The 15,068-nt window shown below is 68.0% G+C and carries 17 protein-coding genes; 6 read left to right on the forward strand and 11 right to left on the reverse strand.

What is annotated here, in order from left to right; genetic code table 11:
• Nucleotides 1-6: 6 nt before the first annotated feature.
• The 4 genes from OG394_RS20770 to OG394_RS20785 form a co-directional block, all read right to left on the reverse strand.
• On the reverse strand, nt 7-1,590 hold the full coding sequence (locus OG394_RS20770) for a hypothetical protein (RefSeq protein ID WP_328988663.1): 1,584 nt from the start codon (nt 1,588-1,590) through the stop codon (nt 7-9).
• Nucleotides 1,587-2,171 carry a hypothetical protein gene (locus OG394_RS20775; protein ID WP_328988664.1) on the reverse strand — a complete coding sequence of 195 codons (585 nt, stop codon included), beginning with the start codon at nt 2,169-2,171 and terminating at the stop codon, nt 1,587-1,589. Before OG394_RS20775 ends, OG394_RS20770 begins: the two co-directional genes overlap by 4 nt.
• A gap of 90 nt (nt 2,172-2,261) precedes the next feature.
• Nucleotides 2,262-2,951: a hypothetical protein gene (locus OG394_RS20780; protein WP_328988665.1), complete on the reverse strand. Its 690-nt coding sequence runs from the start codon at nt 2,949-2,951 to the stop codon at nt 2,262-2,264.
• The gene (locus OG394_RS20785) at nt 2,948-3,301 is read right to left on the reverse strand and encodes a hypothetical protein (protein ID WP_328988666.1); all 354 of its coding nucleotides are present in this window, start codon (nt 3,299-3,301) and stop codon (nt 2,948-2,950) included. The genes OG394_RS20780 and OG394_RS20785 overlap by 4 nt, the downstream gene beginning before the upstream one ends.
• A gap of 170 nt (nt 3,302-3,471) precedes the next feature.
• Between OG394_RS20785 and OG394_RS20790 the strand changes: the two genes are divergently transcribed.
• Genes OG394_RS20790 through OG394_RS20810 form a run of 4 tightly spaced genes read left to right on the forward strand, consistent with a single transcriptional unit; the run spans nt 3,472 to nt 7,755 of the window.
• Nucleotides 3,472-5,442: a sensor histidine kinase gene (locus OG394_RS20790; RefSeq protein WP_328988667.1), complete on the forward strand. Its 1,971-nt coding sequence runs from the start codon at nt 3,472-3,474 to the stop codon at nt 5,440-5,442.
• 5 nt (nt 5,443-5,447) lie between these two features.
• Nucleotides 5,448-6,113: a response regulator transcription factor gene (locus tag OG394_RS20795; protein ID WP_328996851.1), complete on the forward strand. Its 666-nt coding sequence runs from the start codon at nt 5,448-5,450 to the stop codon at nt 6,111-6,113.
• 47 nt (nt 6,114-6,160) lie between these two features.
• On the forward strand, nt 6,161-7,291 hold the full coding sequence (locus tag OG394_RS40110) for a molybdopterin-dependent oxidoreductase (RefSeq protein ID WP_442914217.1): 1,131 nt from the start codon (nt 6,161-6,163) through the stop codon (nt 7,289-7,291).
• Nucleotides 7,291-7,755 carry a hypothetical protein gene (locus OG394_RS20810; protein WP_328988668.1) on the forward strand — a complete coding sequence of 155 codons (465 nt, stop codon included), beginning with the start codon at nt 7,291-7,293 and terminating at the stop codon, nt 7,753-7,755. The genes OG394_RS40110 and OG394_RS20810 overlap by 1 nt, the downstream gene beginning before the upstream one ends.
• On the opposite strand, the gene OG394_RS20815 is transcribed toward OG394_RS20810, so the two are convergent.
• Complete coding sequence (locus OG394_RS20815; protein WP_328988669.1) at nt 7,736-8,560, reverse strand: 3-keto-5-aminohexanoate cleavage protein; 825 nt, start codon at nt 8,558-8,560, stop codon at nt 7,736-7,738. The two genes, OG394_RS20810 and OG394_RS20815, sit on opposite strands and share 20 nt — an antisense overlap.
• Nucleotides 8,561-8,665: 105 nt before the next feature.
• Between OG394_RS20815 and dtd the strand changes: the two genes are divergently transcribed.
• Nucleotides 8,666-9,091 carry a D-aminoacyl-tRNA deacylase gene (gene dtd / locus OG394_RS20820; RefSeq protein ID WP_328988670.1) on the forward strand — a complete coding sequence of 142 codons (426 nt, stop codon included), beginning with the start codon at nt 8,666-8,668 and terminating at the stop codon, nt 9,089-9,091.
• Nucleotides 9,092-9,222: 131 nt separating this feature from the next.
• Here dtd and OG394_RS20825 read toward each other — a convergent pair whose 3' ends face one another.
• A complete protein-coding gene (locus tag OG394_RS20825) occupies nt 9,223-10,461 on the reverse strand; it encodes a choice-of-anchor P family protein (protein ID WP_328988671.1) in 1,239 nt (412 codons plus the stop codon).
• A 315-nt stretch (nt 10,462-10,776) separates the two neighbouring features.
• Between OG394_RS20825 and OG394_RS20830 the strand changes: the two genes are divergently transcribed.
• Nucleotides 10,777-11,526 carry a LamG-like jellyroll fold domain-containing protein gene (locus OG394_RS20830; protein ID WP_328988672.1) on the forward strand — a complete coding sequence of 250 codons (750 nt, stop codon included), beginning with the start codon at nt 10,777-10,779 and terminating at the stop codon, nt 11,524-11,526.
• 52 nt (nt 11,527-11,578) lie between these two features.
• Here the strand turns inward: OG394_RS20830 and OG394_RS20835 are convergent, their stop codons facing one another.
• From OG394_RS20835 to OG394_RS20855, 5 genes are all read right to left on the reverse strand, one after another.
• Nucleotides 11,579-11,875, reverse strand: a complete 297-nt coding sequence (locus OG394_RS20835; RefSeq protein ID WP_328988673.1) for a DUF1416 domain-containing protein — start codon at nt 11,873-11,875, stop codon at nt 11,579-11,581.
• A 1-nt stretch (nt 11,876) separates the two neighbouring features.
• Nucleotides 11,877-12,725, reverse strand: a complete 849-nt coding sequence (locus OG394_RS20840) for a sulfurtransferase (RefSeq protein WP_328988674.1) — start codon at nt 12,723-12,725, stop codon at nt 11,877-11,879.
• 10 nt (nt 12,726-12,735) lie between these two features.
• Nucleotides 12,736-13,221 (reverse strand): DUF4395 domain-containing protein, encoded by a 486-nt coding sequence (locus OG394_RS20845; protein ID WP_328988675.1) that lies wholly within the window; start codon nt 13,219-13,221, stop codon nt 12,736-12,738.
• Between the two features lie 291 nt (nt 13,222-13,512).
• Nucleotides 13,513-14,049, reverse strand: a complete 537-nt coding sequence (locus OG394_RS20850; protein WP_328988676.1) for a TlpA family protein disulfide reductase — start codon at nt 14,047-14,049, stop codon at nt 13,513-13,515.
• A gap of 94 nt (nt 14,050-14,143) precedes the next feature.
• Nucleotides 14,144-15,046 carry a fructosamine kinase family protein gene (locus OG394_RS20855; protein ID WP_328988677.1) on the reverse strand — a complete coding sequence of 301 codons (903 nt, stop codon included), beginning with the start codon at nt 15,044-15,046 and terminating at the stop codon, nt 14,144-14,146.
• Nucleotides 15,047-15,068 lie beyond the last annotated feature (22 nt).

Raw genomic sequence — 15,068 nt, forward strand, 5'->3', positions numbered from 1 at the left:
TCCGGCCTAGACCTCCTTGCCGGCTTGTTGCTGCTTGCCGGTCTGCTGGGCGCGTTGGTGGTGCGCGCCGGGGGTCGTACCGGCGTGCGACTGTGCCGATGGAGCCTGTCCTGGCCGTTGGGCAGCGCCTGCGGCCGGGGATACGCCGCCGACGCCCATCTCGTGCAGCCTGTTCATCTCGGGTGATCGGGCCGGCTGAGCGTGCTGCGCTGTGGCCGTCTGACCTTGCTGGTCCTGCAGCCCCTTCCGCCCCGGCTGCTCCGCTCCCGGCTGTCCCTGCTGCCCTTGGCGCAGTTGGGCCTGGGTGAGCTGGGTCTGGCCAGGCTGGTTGTTCGCGGCCTCTTGTGCGGTGACCGGTTCGCCATCGGAGACGTACGGATTCACGCCTTCGTTGTCGAGTTCTGGGCCCTTGGACTCGACCTCTTCGGAAACGTAGGGGGACGGCGCGTTGGGGTCGGTCTCGACCCCGGACGCGGTCTCGGCGTCGTACTCGGAGTCAACGCCGGTCTCGACCTCGGACGCGGTCTCGGCCTCGAGCTTCGTCTCATCGGAGGCATACGGGGACGCCGGATCGGACTCGAGCTCGGTCACCTCCCGCTCGGTCTCCTCCGTCCGGTCGACGGTCTCCTCGGCCTCGGACTGCGCTTCCTTGGTGGTCTCCGGCTCCTTGTCGGCGACCTCGAGATTGGGCCCTGCCGGCGGCTCGTTTGTGTGCGCTTCTTCGACCTTGGCGTCGCGCAGCTCGTCGACCGCCTGGGGGTCGGGCCCGGCTAGGGGCGCGGCCTCCGGCCCGGCCGTGATGTCCCGGTCGACCTGGTCCGGCGCTTCGGCCTCGGGTCCGCTGGTCTCCTGCTCGGGCTCGGTCCGCGCGGGCTCATCCAGCTGGTTATTGTCGAGCTCGCTCTGCGCCTGGAGCGCCGCGGCACCCGCTGCCCCGGCCGCGCCCGCCGCCAGGGCCGGGTCGACGGCGTCGGGGGCCAGGTCGTCCCGCTCGCGGTCGCGTTCGCGCTCCTTGGCCTTCTCGCGCTCGTGCTCGGGATCGCGGCCCGGATCGAGGTCCTGCTGGGCGTCGAGCTCGGGCTGGGCCTGCGGCTGGTTGGTGTCGTCGTTCTCGTTCTCGCTCTCGGCCTCCTCTTCCCGCTCTTCGCGCTGCTCGTCCCGGTCGTCGCCGCGATTCTCGTCCTGGTCCTCGCGCTCTTCGTCCTGGTCGTCGCGTTCTTCCTCCCGGTCGTCGCGCTCTTCCTCGCGGTCTTCCCGCTGCTCGTCGCGCTCCTCCCGCTCGCGGTCCAGCTCGGCCTCGCGCTCGGGGTCAGGGCCGTTCACCCCGTCCCGGGCGTGCTCGCCGAGCCGCCGGTCGTGGTCGGGCCCGGGCGGGTTGTGCCGGTCGATGGTGCGGTCGAGATCCGGGTCACTGCGGCGGCTGTCGCGCAGCCGCTCGCGAACGAAGTGATCGACGAGAACGCGCAGATGGGCCTCCCGCGCCGCTGCCTGCTGCCGCGCCTGGACTCGCTTGTGCATTGCCTTGAGCAACGAGCTCATCCCGCGCCCGAAGGCCTTGAACTCGTTGAAGATCTCCTGCTCGGCACTCATCGCGTCACCTCGGCGGCGTAGACGGAGTAGTTGATCCCGACGGCCCGGGTCGGCGAATCGGCCTCTGGCTGCTCGGCGTACAGGTGGAACTCGGCACCCCGTCGCAACCACACGGCGAGATGCCGCCGCCCGTCGGCGACCTGGCCGGGACCGCCCGGGAATTCCGGCTGCCCGAGCATGCCGACGTACGCCGGCTCGCCCCAATGCCTGCGGGCGAGCTCGACATGACGCGGCCAATATTGGTCCAGCCCCTGCTCGGCGAGCGGGATCTCCGCCGGAGCGATCTGGTACGCCGACCAGCCACTGCGCGGGCTCTCCGGCAACACCACACCGGGATAAACCTGCATCAACGTCTCGCGCCGGGTCATCAACCCCCACGAACTCTGGTCCGGATCGATCTCGGTCGACTCCTCGATCGGCCAGGGCAACCACCCCGTGGCCGCCGAAACCCGCTGCGCCAACGCGACGACCCCTGCCCGCCCCACCTCGACCGGCCCCCAGAGCCGGGTCCAATCGGGCACGTCGGCCAGATCCGCCATCGCACGCTCGTCATCGTCCAGCGACCGATCCTGCGTCTTCACCCGCGCTCCTCCACCCGTGGCAACCGATAGCGCCCACCCTAGGACGCCCGAGGCGCACCCCGGGCTCCCAAAGCCCTTCCCTGTGGATAACTAGCGGAGCGGAGGCAGATCCCAGTCGTCGTCGCGGAGCCGGAGAATCGCCCACCCCACCGCGGCGAATCCGACGGCCTGCAATCCCCAGCCGAACAGGTCGAGCGTGTGGCTCGCGACGATCACCGCGGCCAGGTGGATCGGCTGCGACACGATCGTGCAGACCGCCGCCCACCGACCGACCACCCGCGCCCGCCAGAGCGCGACACCAAGCAGCACGGTCCCGAGGACGTGCCCGAGTACGAAGACCACCCCGGCCACGTCGACCGTCGGATGAATCGTCTCGTACATGCGCGTGATCGCGCCGGCGTCGAGCCCCGCCTTGCCACCGGCCCAAACGTAGTAGTCCGACGACGCGAGCCACGGCAGTGCCAGATAGCCCGGCACAAGCAGCACCAGAGCCGCCGCTGTGAGCCGCGGAGCCCGCCGCCGGGTCAGCCGCCCGACGAAGTACACAGCCGGCACCAGCGTCAGGATCGCGACGAACCCCATCCACAGGACGAACGACATCCGGCCCGGCTGAGCCAACATGTCGCCCACGATCGTCGCGGGGGCGTCGGCCGTGTCGTACGGCAGGAAGTACCGCAGCAGCGCCACCGCCGCCGGCCCGATCGGTAGCAGCAATGCCGCGAACCACCGCGTGGCCCGTCGGGTATCAGCGCCGGCGACCTCAACCACCGTGTCAGTCATCGCGCACCCGCAAACTGCCGCGCCGGCACCAGCACAAGCGCCGTACCAACAACAGCCAACGCAATCGCCAGCCCCGCGACGACCATCGCGGCCGCGGGCACCCCACCGGCAAAGAACGCCGGTACGGCGGTCAGCGCGGACAGCAGCCGCAACACGATCAACGGCACCACCGCGCGCCGTACGCCACGCCATGCGAGCACCACCAGCACAAGGCTGATCAGCCCGATGGCCGACGCGATCAGCGCGATCGACATCGGCGGGTGCTCGCCGTCGGTCAGCAGCGGACTGGCCAGATCACCCAACGACAGCAGCCCGAAGACGACGAGCCCGGCCCGAAACTTACGAGACATCAGAACCTCCCCTGGACAAACGCCCCTCGATCGAAGGACCTGCCATCACCCTGCGGCGGATGCCCGCACGGCGCCCGGGGCGGCGTTCACCAGCTGCCGGGAGGTTGCCCGGGCTATCCAGGACTGCATTCCCGGGACGCCGGGACACCTCAAGGCGCACACTGATCCACATGACGGCCGGCAAGCGAGTGCTAGCGGGCGGCCTCGGGACTTTCGCCGTCCTCGAGGTCGCGGCAGCGGTCGTTCTGTGCCTGGTGGTCTCGTGGACCTGGCAGGACGCGCTCGAGAGCTTCGTCGTGACCAACGGTCTGATGGGCCTGACCTTCGCCGTCTGCGGCGCGGTGATCGCCTGGCACCGCCCGTCGAACCCGATCGGCTGGCTGTTCGTGGCCGACGGCATCGGCCACGCCACCACCGCCGCCGGCGCACCGCTGGTCCAGGCCCTGCACGACGGCGCCGCGCCGATGGTGGCGCAACGACTGGCACTGACGGTGTTCCAGTGGTCTTGGCCGTGGTCGATCGGGCTGTTCCTGCCGCTCGCGCTCCTCCTCTTCCCGGACGGACGCCTGCCCTCGCGCCGCTGGCGACCCGTTGCCATCGGCATCGTCGTGACCGCGCCCCTCTTCGTACTAGAGATGGGGACGAGCCCTGACAAGCCGTTCGAGGACGGTCCCCGCGGCTACTTCACCCTCTCGTCGTACGACGCCTGGCAGCCGCTGTGGACCGCGACCGAGATTCGCGGCCTGCTCGTCTTCCTGCTCGCGATCATCGCTCTCGTACTGCGCTACCGCCGGGCCTCGGAAACCGGCCGCCGCCAGCTGCTCTGGCTGCTCCTGGCGGCAGTGATCGTGCTTGCGTTCATGACGCCCTGGTCGCTGGTGGCCGGCACTCCGATCCTGGTGCTGCTGGCGATTCCGCTGGTGCCGATCGCGGTGGCAGTGGCGATCGTCCGGCATCAACTGCTGGACATTCGCCTGGTCGTATCCCGCGCGCTTGCCTGGGCGCTGCTCTCGATAGTTGCCGTCGGCTCCTATATTGCCCTGGTCGCCGTCCTGGACTCGTTCATCTCGTCCCAGCTCGGCCGATCCGCCGCCGTGACCGTGATCGTCGCCCTGCTGATCGCACCCGTCCTGCCTCGCCTGCAGCGACTGGTCGACCGAGCGATGTACGGCGACCGCCGCGATCCCGCCCGCGTCGCCTCCCGCGTTGGCGAGCAGCTCTCCACCAACCCGGCCGGCGGTATGCACGGTGTCGTCGCGGCCGTCCGTTCCGCCCTGAGACTGCCGTACGTCGCAGTCGAGGCGGACAGGTCGATCCTGGCCGAGGACGGGGTGGCCGGCACTGTGGTTCCAGTGGATCTCGAGTACGGCGGGACCGCCGTCGGCTCATTGCTGGTGGGACTCCGCCGAGGTGAATCCGAGTTGTCCACAGCCGATCGGAACGTGCTCTCCCTGGTCGCCGTACCGCTGGCGGTTGCCGTGCAAGCGACGCGCCTGTCCGCGGAGCTGCAGACGTCCCGGGAACGGCTCGTCGCCGCCCGCGAGGAAGAACGTCGTCGGCTCCGACGGGATCTCCACGACGGACTCGGTCCCACCTTGACCGGTATCGCGTTCACCGCGGACGCTGCCGCCAACCTGGTTTCCACTGACGCCGCACGGTCGACGGAGTTGCTGAGCATGTTGCGAACGGATGCCCGCACCGCGATTGCCGACGTACGACGCCTGGTCGACGATCTGCGGCCGCCCGCGCTGGACGAGCTCGGGTTGGCCGGCGCCTTGCGGCAGCGGGCGGATCAGCTGTCCTGGCGAGCGGATGGCGCTTCGGTCACGGTCGAGGTATCAGCCGAGGGGTTGCCCGCGTTACCGGCCGCGCTGGAGGTTGCGGCGTACCGGATCGCCACCGAGGCGCTGACCAACGTCGTACGGCATTCGCGCGCCACGAACGCCGTACTGGCACTGCGGTGTGGTGCCGAGCTGGAGATCGAGGTCACCGATGACGGGCCGCCGAACGGCGCGTGGAAACCGGGTGTCGGGCTGCAGGCCATGCGCGAGCGGGCGGCGGAGCTGGGCGGCCGGTTCGAGGCCGGGCCGTCGGAGCATGGCGGCCGGGTGCGGGCAACGCTGCCGCTGGTGAAGTCGTGAACGCCATGGGAGTGAACGACATCAGGGTGGTGCTTGCGGACGACCATCCGGTGGTCCGCGCCGGGCTGACGGCGTTGCTGTCGTCATTGCCCGGGATCGAGGTGGTCGGGGTCGCGACCACCGGTCGCGAGGCGGTGCGCGAGGTCGTCACCACGAAACCCGATGTGGCCGTGCTCGATCTGCAGATGCCCGATCTCGACGGGTTCGCGGCGACTCGCGAGATCGCCCGGGTGGCGCCCGAGGTGGCGGTGCTGGCGTTGACGATGTTCGAGGACGACGACTCCGTGTTCGCGGCGATGCGTGCGGGGGCGCGGGGCTACCTGGTCAAGGGTGCCGAGCAGGAGGAGATCGCTCGCGCGATCCGGGCGGTCGCGGCCGGTGAGGCAATCTTCGGCCCGGGCGTCGCGCGCCGGGTGCTCGGCTTTTTCGCCGCTCCGCCGGCACCCGCCGAACCGTTCCCCGAGCTGACGGCCCGCGAACGCGAGATCCTCGACCTGCTGGCCGCCGGGTTGCCGAACGCGGCGATCGGGCAGCAACTCGGCCTGGCCTCGAAAACCGTCGCGAACAACGTCTCCACGATCTTCACCAAACTCCAGGTCGCCGACCGGGCCCAGGCCATCATCCAGGCCCGCAACGCCGGCCTCGGCAATCCCGATGTTCGTGGGCGGTAAGCGGCAAGGGGGTCCGTTGCGGCGATCCGTGCGTTGTGATGGAAAGCATGAAGCTGCCGTCTCCTCCGAGCGAGGACTCGTTCTCGTCGCCACTGCATCACCCCCGGGTTGCGACCGTGCTGGGGCGCTGGCTCGGGATCGCCGTACTGGTGTGCTTTGTGACCGGCCTGCTGAGCCATTGGCAGCAGGAGACGCCCGCCTGGTTGACGATTCCCAGCCGACCCGCGTCGTTCTATCGCTTCACCCAAGGCCTACACGTCGCGTCCGGCCTGGTGTCCGTGCCGCTGTTGCTCGCCAAGCTTTGGACCGTCTATCCGAAGCTGTTCGCGAAACCGCCTAGTTTCAAGGCCTTCGGGGAGATCCTCGAACGCCTGTCAATCCTCGTACTCGTCTCCGCCGTCGCGCTCGAGGTCTTCATAGGCTTTCTCAACACGCTGCAGTGGTACCCGTGGCCGTTCCCCTTCCGCCAGACGCATTACGCCTTGGCCTGGGTGATCGTCGGCGCGTTACTGGTCCACGTCGCGGTGAAGCTGCCGCTGATCGTCACCCACTGGCGTCGACCGACTCCCTTGCCCGAAGCAACGACCGGGATCAGCCGGCGTACGTTGTTCCGGACGGTCGCGGGCGCTGGCGCCTTGGTAGGCCTCACCGCCGTCGGCCAGTCGGTACCAGCGCTCGGCCCGGTCGCCGTACTCGCTCCTCGTCGTCCGGGCATCGGCCCACAAGGGCTGCCGGTCAACCGGACGGCAAAGGACGCCGGCGTGATCGCCCAGGCCCTGTCGCCGGATTGGCGTTTGACCGTTGCCGGGCCGCGCGAGCTGACGTACTCGCTCGACCAGTTGAGGGCGCTGATCCAGCACGGCTCGGACTTGCCGATTGCCTGCGTGGAGGGCTGGAGCCAGGGCGCCAGCTGGGAGGGCGTCCGGGTTCGGGACCTGCTGCGGTTGTGCGGCGCCGACGTGGGGGCCCGCGTCCGGGTGGTGTCGCTCGAACGCGGAGGCTTCTACGGAACCAGCGAACTCCCGCCACAGTTCGCCGCCGATCCCCTGACGCTTCTCGCCTTGCGGGTCAACGGCGAGATCCTCGACCTGGATCACGGCTTCCCGGCCCGGATCATCGCGCCGAACCGGCCGGGCGTACTGCAGACGAAGTGGGTCCACCGCCTGGAGGTGCTGTGATGGGCCGTACGACCGTCCGGGGTATCACCCGGTGGAGCATGTTGCCTACCGATGCCGCCAGGCTCGCGTTGGTCGGACTGGGATTGGCCGCCGGGCTGTACGGCGCTTGGTTGCTGCTGCACCACCTCGAACCGCCGGCGCTGATCCGCCTGCCGCTCTGGCTCGGCGGTGCTGTATTCGTCGACGACTTCGTCATCGCACCAGTCGTCATCGTGGTGGGCTGGTTGCTCACCCGCCGACTGGGCGGATCGGACGCGCTCGCTTACGTCCGTACCGCGTTGCTCTATATCGGCCTGACCAGTCTGATCGCCCTGCCGCTCTTGCTCCGGCAGGGCATGGGCGCGAACCCGACAGTGCTCGCGCGGAACTACCTCCGCGACTGGTTATTGCTAGAGGCAACCATCGTGCTGGTCACCCTCGCCGTGTTCGCCGTACGGCGACGCGCTAGACGGCCTTCGGATTAAGGAGAGTACGAGCCTCGTCGGGGGCCATCGGCGGGCGTTGGGCCAGAGTGGCGAGCGTTGCGGCGCGCTCGACCAGGTCGGCGTTGTGGGTCACGGGCTTGCCCTTGGCCAGGGTGAGGGTGTCCTCCATGCCGACGCGCAGGTGACCGCCCATCGACAGCGCCGCGAGCGCCACCGGCAGGGTTGTCCGGCCGACGCCCGTTGCCGACCACGACGTCACCGCCGAGGGCAGACCGTTGACCGCGGCAACCAATGCCTGCGGAGTGCCGGGCATCCCGCCGGGCACGCCCATCACCAGGTCGCAGTGCACCTTGCCGCCGTACGGCAGACCGAACTTGTCCAGCAGCCGGTGCAACGCGGCCACGTGCCCGAGATCGAACAGCTCGAACTCCGGCACGATCTCGCGCTCCTGGGTCAGCCGGTAGAGCTCGGTCACGAACGGCCAGGGGTTCATGAAGACGTCATCGCCGAAGTTGACCGTGCCCATCGTCAGCGAGCAGGAGTCGGGAGCGGCGTCGAGCACCCGGAGGCGGTGCTCGAACGGGTCCGTGACGGCACCACCGGTCGAGAGCTGCACGATCAGCGCGCTGTTCTCCCGGACGGCCGCGACGGTCTCGGTCAGCCGGCCCAGGTCCAGCGTCGGCCGGTGCTCGGCGTCCCGGATGTGGATGTGGATCATCGCCGCGCCGGCCGCCTCGCAGCGCTTGGCGGTTTCCACCAGCTCGTCGAGCGTCGTCGGCAGCGCCGGGCAGTCGGCCTTGGCCGTCTCGGCACCAGTGGGAGCCACGGTGATCATCGTCGTCATAGGACGAATCGTGCCAGATGTGCCGCTCGAACGGGAGAATCCCCCGTCAAACCGCCCGATCACCGGACGATCTGGCCCGCTCGGGCGTTCGGGCAGACTGGGGGCATGAGAGCCGTCGTACAGCGTGTCAGCCAGGCATCCGTCACCGTCGAGGGCGAGGTGGTCGGTGCGATCGATCGGCCGGGGCTGCTCGTCCTGGTGGGCGTGACCCACGACGACACCGCCGAAATCGCGACCGCCCTCGCCGCGAAGATCTGGACCCTGCGCATCCTCAAAGGCGAGCGCTCTTGCGCCGACGAGCAGGCCCCGATCCTCGCGATCAGCCAGTTCACCTTGTACGCCGATACGCGCAAGGGTCGTCGGCCATCCTGGTCCGCCGCCGCGGCAGGGCCCGTCTCGGAACCTCTGTACGACGCGTTCTGCGACGCGCTCAAGACCCTCGGCGCCGAGGTGGCTCGCGGCCGCTTCGGCGCCCACATGGACGTGGCCCTCGTCAACGACGGCCCGGTCACCCTGATCCTCGACAGCTGAAACCGCTGGCAACGAGAAACCGGACTCTCCGAACCTGGATCACGGGGATCCTGGTCCGGAGAGTCCGGTGGTGTTTCGGTACTGCTACCTACTACCCAGCTGAACCGGTGAGGTTCGAGTCAGTTGGGCTATCAGCCGACGACAGCGGCCTCGGAGTAGGCGATCTTCACAGTGGTGTTCAGCGCCTTGACCCGAACCACGAGGGCCGTGACGGAGATGCTGCTGCCGCGCTTCTCGACCTTGTTGAAGGTCAGCGAGGCGATGTCCAGCACGTTGACCGTCTTGTTGACGCCCTGCGGAACCGGGATGACCTTGTCACCGACGCGGATCGACAGAACCTTCGACCCGGCCCACAGCTGCGTGTGGGTACCCGTGGTCTTGGAGGCCTTGGCCCAGGAGGTCACGGCCTCGACGACGATCTTGTGATCGCCACTGCCGATCGTGACTCGACCCGTCTTGGCGTTCATCTCGGCCGTCGCGCTGTCAGCCGTGGTGGTGCCGCGCTTGGTGGTGGTGACCGCGCCGGCGTAAGCCAGACCCGGGACCTTCACCTCGGCGACGCCCTGCGTGTGCGACTTGCCGCCGGTCGTGATGCAGAGGGTCTGCAGCGACGTCGGGCTGGACTTCACCAGGTCGCCAACCTTGACCTCGGTGCCGTAAGCCTTACCGCGCAGCACACCACTGACCGGGCCACCGACCTCGGCCTTGGTGAGCAGAACGGCGACCGTCGCGCCCTTCGGCAGGAACTTGTTCTTGATCGTCGAATGGATCAGAACGGCCGCCGAGTTCGCGGTCGCGCTGGACGACGTCGTCGACAGCTTCTGGTAGTTCAGCACGATGAAGCCGAGGCCCGGAACCGAAACCTTGGTGTTCGGGTCGGCCTTGATCAGGTTCGGCACGGTGACGCTGCCGATCTTGATCGCGAGGATCTTGGTGCCGGCGCTGGCCTCGAACTTGCCGTTCTTGTTGACGGCCGAAGACCAGTTCTCGACGCCCTTCAGCGTGAGCAGGTTGCCCAGCTTGACATCGACAGCGGTCGCCTTGGTGATGGAGCCATTGCCCCGCTTGTCGTTCACCGTGTTCGTCTGGGTCTTCACGGTGCGCGCGATCGCCTGACGGTTGACGTTGGCCGTGGCCAGGTCGTTCGTCTCGTGGATGCCGACCTTGGTGGTGCAGGCGTGCTGAGACGAAACCTGCGGGCCACTGTCAGCCAGACCGGTGAAGACGTAGGTGCCGTGCGCGAAGCCGCTGTAACCGAACTTCTGCGCGGCGGTGGCAGAACCCGACGTCAAGGCAATCGTCGAAGCTACGCCAACGGCGGCAACTGCGCCGGCGACGACCAGCTTCTTGTATCCGATGCGGGGTCGCATTGACCCCTCCTCCCTGAGTAATGACTCGACCCGCGTTCGGGCCAGGACAGAAGGGACAACTCGCCCGGTTGCCGTAGGTAACGAGACCGATGCAGACCGAGACCTAACCGTGACAATTGACCTCATCCTGTGAGAAACCAGGTCTTGCGCGTAACCTTCCCGCCTGCATCCCCCGGCGAGTCGCCTTGCCAGCAAGCCTTTTGAGCCATCGCTCTGCCGGTTCCTGCAACCTCGAAGCAAGCCGATGTGACTGACGAAGAAGCTTGTTACCGTCCGCCGGAGAACTCGAGAGAGCTCCGAGCAGAGGGGGAAGTTATGAAACGAGCGCTTCAAACCGTGGCGGTCACGGCAGCCCTGACCATCGCGGCAACGGCACCGGCCGAGGCGGTCATGTCACAGAGGATCAGCTGGAAATTCAACACCGTCGCTTCACCTGTCACCACGGTGATCGACGACAGCGGCAAGTCCCACCTCGGCACGGTGACGGCCTCCAACGGCGGCCAGATCACCACTGTCGCTCCGGGACGAGATGGTGCCGGACAGGCCGTGCAGTTCCCGGCGCTCTGCACCGGGACCGGCTGCCCGAAGGCGATGATCAGTACGCCGGACGAGGCCTCGCTCAACCCGGGTGCGCTGGATTTCGCGTACGGCGCTTGGGTGAACGTGGTTCCGGTCGAGTTGACCGCGGACCACGGCTCCAACCTCTTGCAGAAGGGGCTCTACAACACCGCGCAGTGGAAGCTCCAGCTGGACAAGACCTCCGGGACGCCGAGCTGCGTGATCCGGGAGGCCGGTGGCGCGGACCCCAAACTGGTCACTTCAAGTGTCAGCATTTCGGACGGCCAATGGCACAAGGTCACCTGTCAGCGGATCGCCGGGCAGTTCCAGATCCTGGTCGACTCGATCGACCGGACGGCGGTGCCGGTGACCGTGGCCGCGTCGTACGTGGTGAATCCGGTCGGCCAGCCGTTGACGGTGGGCGCGAAGAGTATCGGCACCGATAACGACCAGTTCCACGGACGGCTCGACGACGTCTACTTCAACGTCGAAAAGCCTGTCCTATAAGGCGACGAAGGGCCCGGACCATAACGGTCCGGGCCCTTCGAAACGAACTGTGTCAGACGGAGACGGAGACCTCGGCCACCTCGCCGTACTGGGCCACTACCTGGCGGTCGACCGGCTCGGCCTTGGGCGCCAGCGTGCGCAGCGTCCAGGTGCCGGGGGCCGCGAAGAAGCGGAAGTGCCCGGTCGCCGAGGTCGGGACCTCGGCGGTGAACTCACCGGTGCCGTCGAGCAGGCGCACGTACGCACCGCTGACGGGCTCGTCGCCGCGCAGGACCTGGCCCTGGATCACGGCTTCCTTGTCAACGTCTACACCCTTGAGGGACAGGCCGCCCTTGGTCGCTCCGCACATGTCAGGCCTGCCCGGGCTCGTCGCCGAGGGCTACCGGTACGCCGACCAGCGAGCCCCATTCGGTCCAGGAACCGTCGTAGTTCTTGACGTTCTCCTGGCCCAGGATCTCGTGCAGCACGAACCAGGTGTGCGCCGAGCGCTCACCGATCCGGCAGTACGCGATCGTGTCCTTGCCGAAGTCCACGCCCGCGTCGGCGTACAGCGTCTTCAGCTCGTCGTCGGCGCGGAAGGTGCCGTCGTCGTTGGCCGCCTTGCTCCACGGGATGCTGACCGCGGTCGGGATGTGACCCGCACGCTGGGCCTGCTCCTGAGGCAGGTGGGCCGGGGCGAGCAGCCGGCCGGCGTACTCGTCGGGGCTGCGGACGTCGACCAGGTTCTTCACGTTGATCGCGTCGAGGACCTCGTCGCGGAAGGCGCGGATGTTGAGGTCCGGCTCCTTCGCCTTGTACTGGGTGGCCTCGCGCTTGACCGTCTCGTCGGTCAGCTCGCGGCTGTCCAGCTCCCAGCGCTTGCGACCGCCGTCGAGCAGACGCACGTCACCGTGGCCGTACAGCTTGAAGTACCAGTAGGCGTAGGCCGCGAACCAGTTGTTGTTGCCGCCGTACAGCACGACGATGTCGTCGTTGCCCACGCCACGCTCGGAGAGCAGTGCCTCGAACTGGTCCTGGTTCACGAAGTCGCGGCGAACCGGGTCCTGGAGGTCGTCCTTCCAGTCCAGTTTGATGGCGCCGGCGATGTGGCCGCCGTCGTACGCCGAGACGTCCTCGTCGACCTCGATCAGGACGACGTTCTCGTCGGACTTGTGCTCCTCGACCCAGTCGGCCGAGACGAGCGCTGATTCCCTGCTCATGTACTACTCCTCAGGTGGTGGTTGCGTGGGTGGAATGCGGCGCGCGGATCCGTTGGATCAGCAGGTATGCCTCGCAGCCGAGGCACAGCCCAACCGCTGCGTTGACGAACGCGGCGACGAGGGCGAAACCGGTAGCGACGACGCCGAGTACGACGGCGCCGCTGAAATAACCCGCCAGCCCGATGACGGCGAAGACCAGACCGACGAGCTGGGCGAACCGCGGCGGTACCGCGGACTCCAGCTCCTTCGGCGGACCCAGCCGGGGCCGGACGAGACGCTTGAAGATCAGGCCGTACGGCGACGCCTGTACGCCGAACGCGACCGCGATCGCGAACACCCCGGCCTGCACCGCGAGCGGCCAGGGGTTGTTCAGGATCAGGGTCAGCGCCAGCACCAGGGTCGTCACGGCCGCGGCGAACCGCAGTCCGCGTGGATCGACCTGTGCCTCTCGGCGCTGATCGACCTGTGCCTGCTGGTCAGTCGACTGACTGGACATGGCGACTCCCGACGGGAGAGGGGTTTTCGAGCTGTTCCGCCACCGTGAACGGGCGGGAGGCGACGTACTGGGAACCGTGCTCAGCGACCGGTTCCGGAGCGCTCGGGACGCCGCCTGGTCAGGGCATACGACACAGGGACGAGCGCATGCGGCAGTTGTCCACTGCCCTGCGCTTCGTCAACCAAGTCGTGTAAGCCACGAGACCGAGAGTACGGAAGCACCTTGGTGCCCGCGACCCTTGGTCCCATTCTGTGAGACAACTGATCACGATGTGGACTCGCGGGTAGTCGGCTAGCTGGTTTGGCGGTCGACGGCGGTGGCCAGAGCGGCGATGACGTCGGGTTTGCGCGGCTGGCCGCTGGCGCGGGTAACGATCGCGCCGGCCCGGTCGAGGACCAGCGTCGTCGGCGTACGCATGATGTCGAGGCGGCGGACCAGGTCCAGGTGGGACTCGGCGTCGAGCTCGACGTGGCGCACGCCATCGACCATCTCGGCGACCTCGGTCAGGGTCCGGCGGGTGGCGCGGCAAGGGGCGCAGAAAGCCGAGGAGAACTGGAGCAGCGTGGCCCTCTCGCCTAGTTGGCCGTCGATATCCGCCTCGGTCAGACGGTCGACGGATTGCTCTTGGGGCACGCTTGGTTCCTGCTCGGTCTGGTGGTTTTGCCCGTTCTGATGGTTCTGCGCGTTCTGATGGTTCTGCTCGCGGCGGTGGACGTCTCGCCGGATCGCGCGGCTGCCCCGGAAACGCCCGTCGTACCGGGCTTTGAGCAGGCTCAGCAGGCCGCCGAGGACGACCGCCACGATGAGCACGCTGATACCGAGGGTCACGATTACTGAGCGTACGCCGCCATGAAAACGCCGTCCCCGTCGTGATCACCCAGTGGACGTGCGTCTCGTGGCCGAGATCACAGGGTTTCGCCGATCAGCGATAGGCGTCGATGGCTTCGGCGACTTTGGCCAGGAATGGGCGGCCGAAGGCGGAATCGCCGTCGACCGTGACGACGGCCAGGTAGCCGTAGAGGCGCCAGAGTTCCCGTCGTTCCGCGAAACCTGGGTCGATCGGCCGGATCTCCTTGTATGCCTCGAACGCCGCGGCCGGGACGGGCTCGAAGTAGTCGAGCAGGGCGAGGTCGATCTCGGGATGGCCGAAGTACGGCGCTGTGTCGATGAGGACGGCGCCGGTTGGCGTGGTGAGCCAGTTGTTCTGCTGGGCATCGCCGTGGAGGAGCGAGGGCGTTGGCTCCGGGCCGCAGAGGGTCGGCAGGCGGTGGATCAGGGCTTCGATTTTCTTTGCCAGGTCCGGCGGGAGATGGCCGCTGTCGACGGCCGAGCGCAGTCGGGGTGTGAGTCGTCGTTCGGCGTAGAAGTCGGGCCAGGTGTTGGTGGTGACTGGGCGATTGTCTTGCGGGAGTGGGCCGAAGAAGCCGTCGAAGGTGTTGCCGAAATGCTCAGCTTGTACGTCGTGCAGCGTGGCGAGGGTCGTCCCAATCGAACGCCAGTGGTCGTCCGTACGGGCTTCCTGGGCCGCCTCGGCCTCGAGCAGGAGCAACGTCCCGGAGTCGGTTTGGGCGATGCCGGTTGCGACTGGGGTCGGGACGCGGACCGAGGGTCGCAGGAGCGAGAGGCCTTGCAGTTCGGCGGTGAAGTGGTCGTGGTCGCCGAGTTTTGCGAAGACTGTCAGGGCGGTGCCGGAGAACAGGCCGCAGGGGTGTGAGGCCAGGTCGTCGAGGTTGGTGAAACCCGTTGCGTGCCAGGGGAAACCGAGGTGGGTCGAGGCGGTGCGTTCGACCTCGCGGATCACGGCCGGGTGCTGCAGCGGATGCATTGGCAGGACTCTAGTTGTGTTG

The organism is Kribbella sp. NBC_01245, assembly GCF_036226525.1.
Taxonomy (GTDB): Bacteria; Actinomycetota; Actinomycetes; order Propionibacteriales; family Kribbellaceae; genus Kribbella.

What these genes read in the sequence shown, in the direction of transcription:
- OG394_RS20795 (WP_328996851.1), top strand. Translation starts at nt 5,448, where the DNA reads ATGGGAGTGAACGACATCAGGGTGGTGCTTGCGGACGACCATCCGGTG.
- OG394_RS20790 (WP_328988667.1), top strand. Translation starts at nt 3,472, where the DNA reads ATGACGGCCGGCAAGCGAGTGCTAGCGGGCGGCCTCGGGACTTTCGCC.
- OG394_RS20780 (WP_328988665.1), bottom strand. Translation starts at nt 2,951, where the DNA reads ATGACTGACACGGTGGTTGAGGTCGCCGGCGCTGATACCCGACGGGCC.
- OG394_RS40110 (WP_442914217.1), top strand. Translation starts at nt 6,161, where the DNA reads ATGAAGCTGCCGTCTCCTCCGAGCGAGGACTCGTTCTCGTCGCCACTG.
- OG394_RS20785 (WP_328988666.1), bottom strand. Translation starts at nt 3,301, where the DNA reads ATGTCTCGTAAGTTTCGGGCCGGGCTCGTCGTCTTCGGGCTGCTGTCG.
- OG394_RS20845 (WP_328988675.1), bottom strand. Translation starts at nt 13,221, where the DNA reads ATGTCCAGTCAGTCGACTGACCAGCAGGCACAGGTCGATCAGCGCCGA.
- dtd (WP_328988670.1), top strand. Translation starts at nt 8,666, where the DNA reads ATGAGAGCCGTCGTACAGCGTGTCAGCCAGGCATCCGTCACCGTCGAG.
- OG394_RS20815 (WP_328988669.1), bottom strand. Translation starts at nt 8,560, where the DNA reads ATGACGACGATGATCACCGTGGCTCCCACTGGTGCCGAGACGGCCAAG.
- OG394_RS20825 (WP_328988671.1), bottom strand. Translation starts at nt 10,461, where the DNA reads ATGCGACCCCGCATCGGATACAAGAAGCTGGTCGTCGCCGGCGCAGTT.
- OG394_RS20830 (WP_328988672.1), top strand. Translation starts at nt 10,777, where the DNA reads ATGAAACGAGCGCTTCAAACCGTGGCGGTCACGGCAGCCCTGACCATC.
- OG394_RS20835 (WP_328988673.1), bottom strand. Translation starts at nt 11,875, where the DNA reads ATGTGCGGAGCGACCAAGGGCGGCCTGTCCCTCAAGGGTGTAGACGTT.
- OG394_RS20840 (WP_328988674.1), bottom strand. Translation starts at nt 12,725, where the DNA reads ATGAGCAGGGAATCAGCGCTCGTCTCGGCCGACTGGGTCGAGGAGCAC.
- OG394_RS20810 (WP_328988668.1), top strand. Translation starts at nt 7,291, where the DNA reads ATGGGCCGTACGACCGTCCGGGGTATCACCCGGTGGAGCATGTTGCCT.
- OG394_RS20770 (WP_328988663.1), bottom strand. Translation starts at nt 1,590, where the DNA reads ATGAGTGCCGAGCAGGAGATCTTCAACGAGTTCAAGGCCTTCGGGCGC.
- OG394_RS20855 (WP_328988677.1), bottom strand. Translation starts at nt 15,046, where the DNA reads ATGCATCCGCTGCAGCACCCGGCCGTGATCCGCGAGGTCGAACGCACC.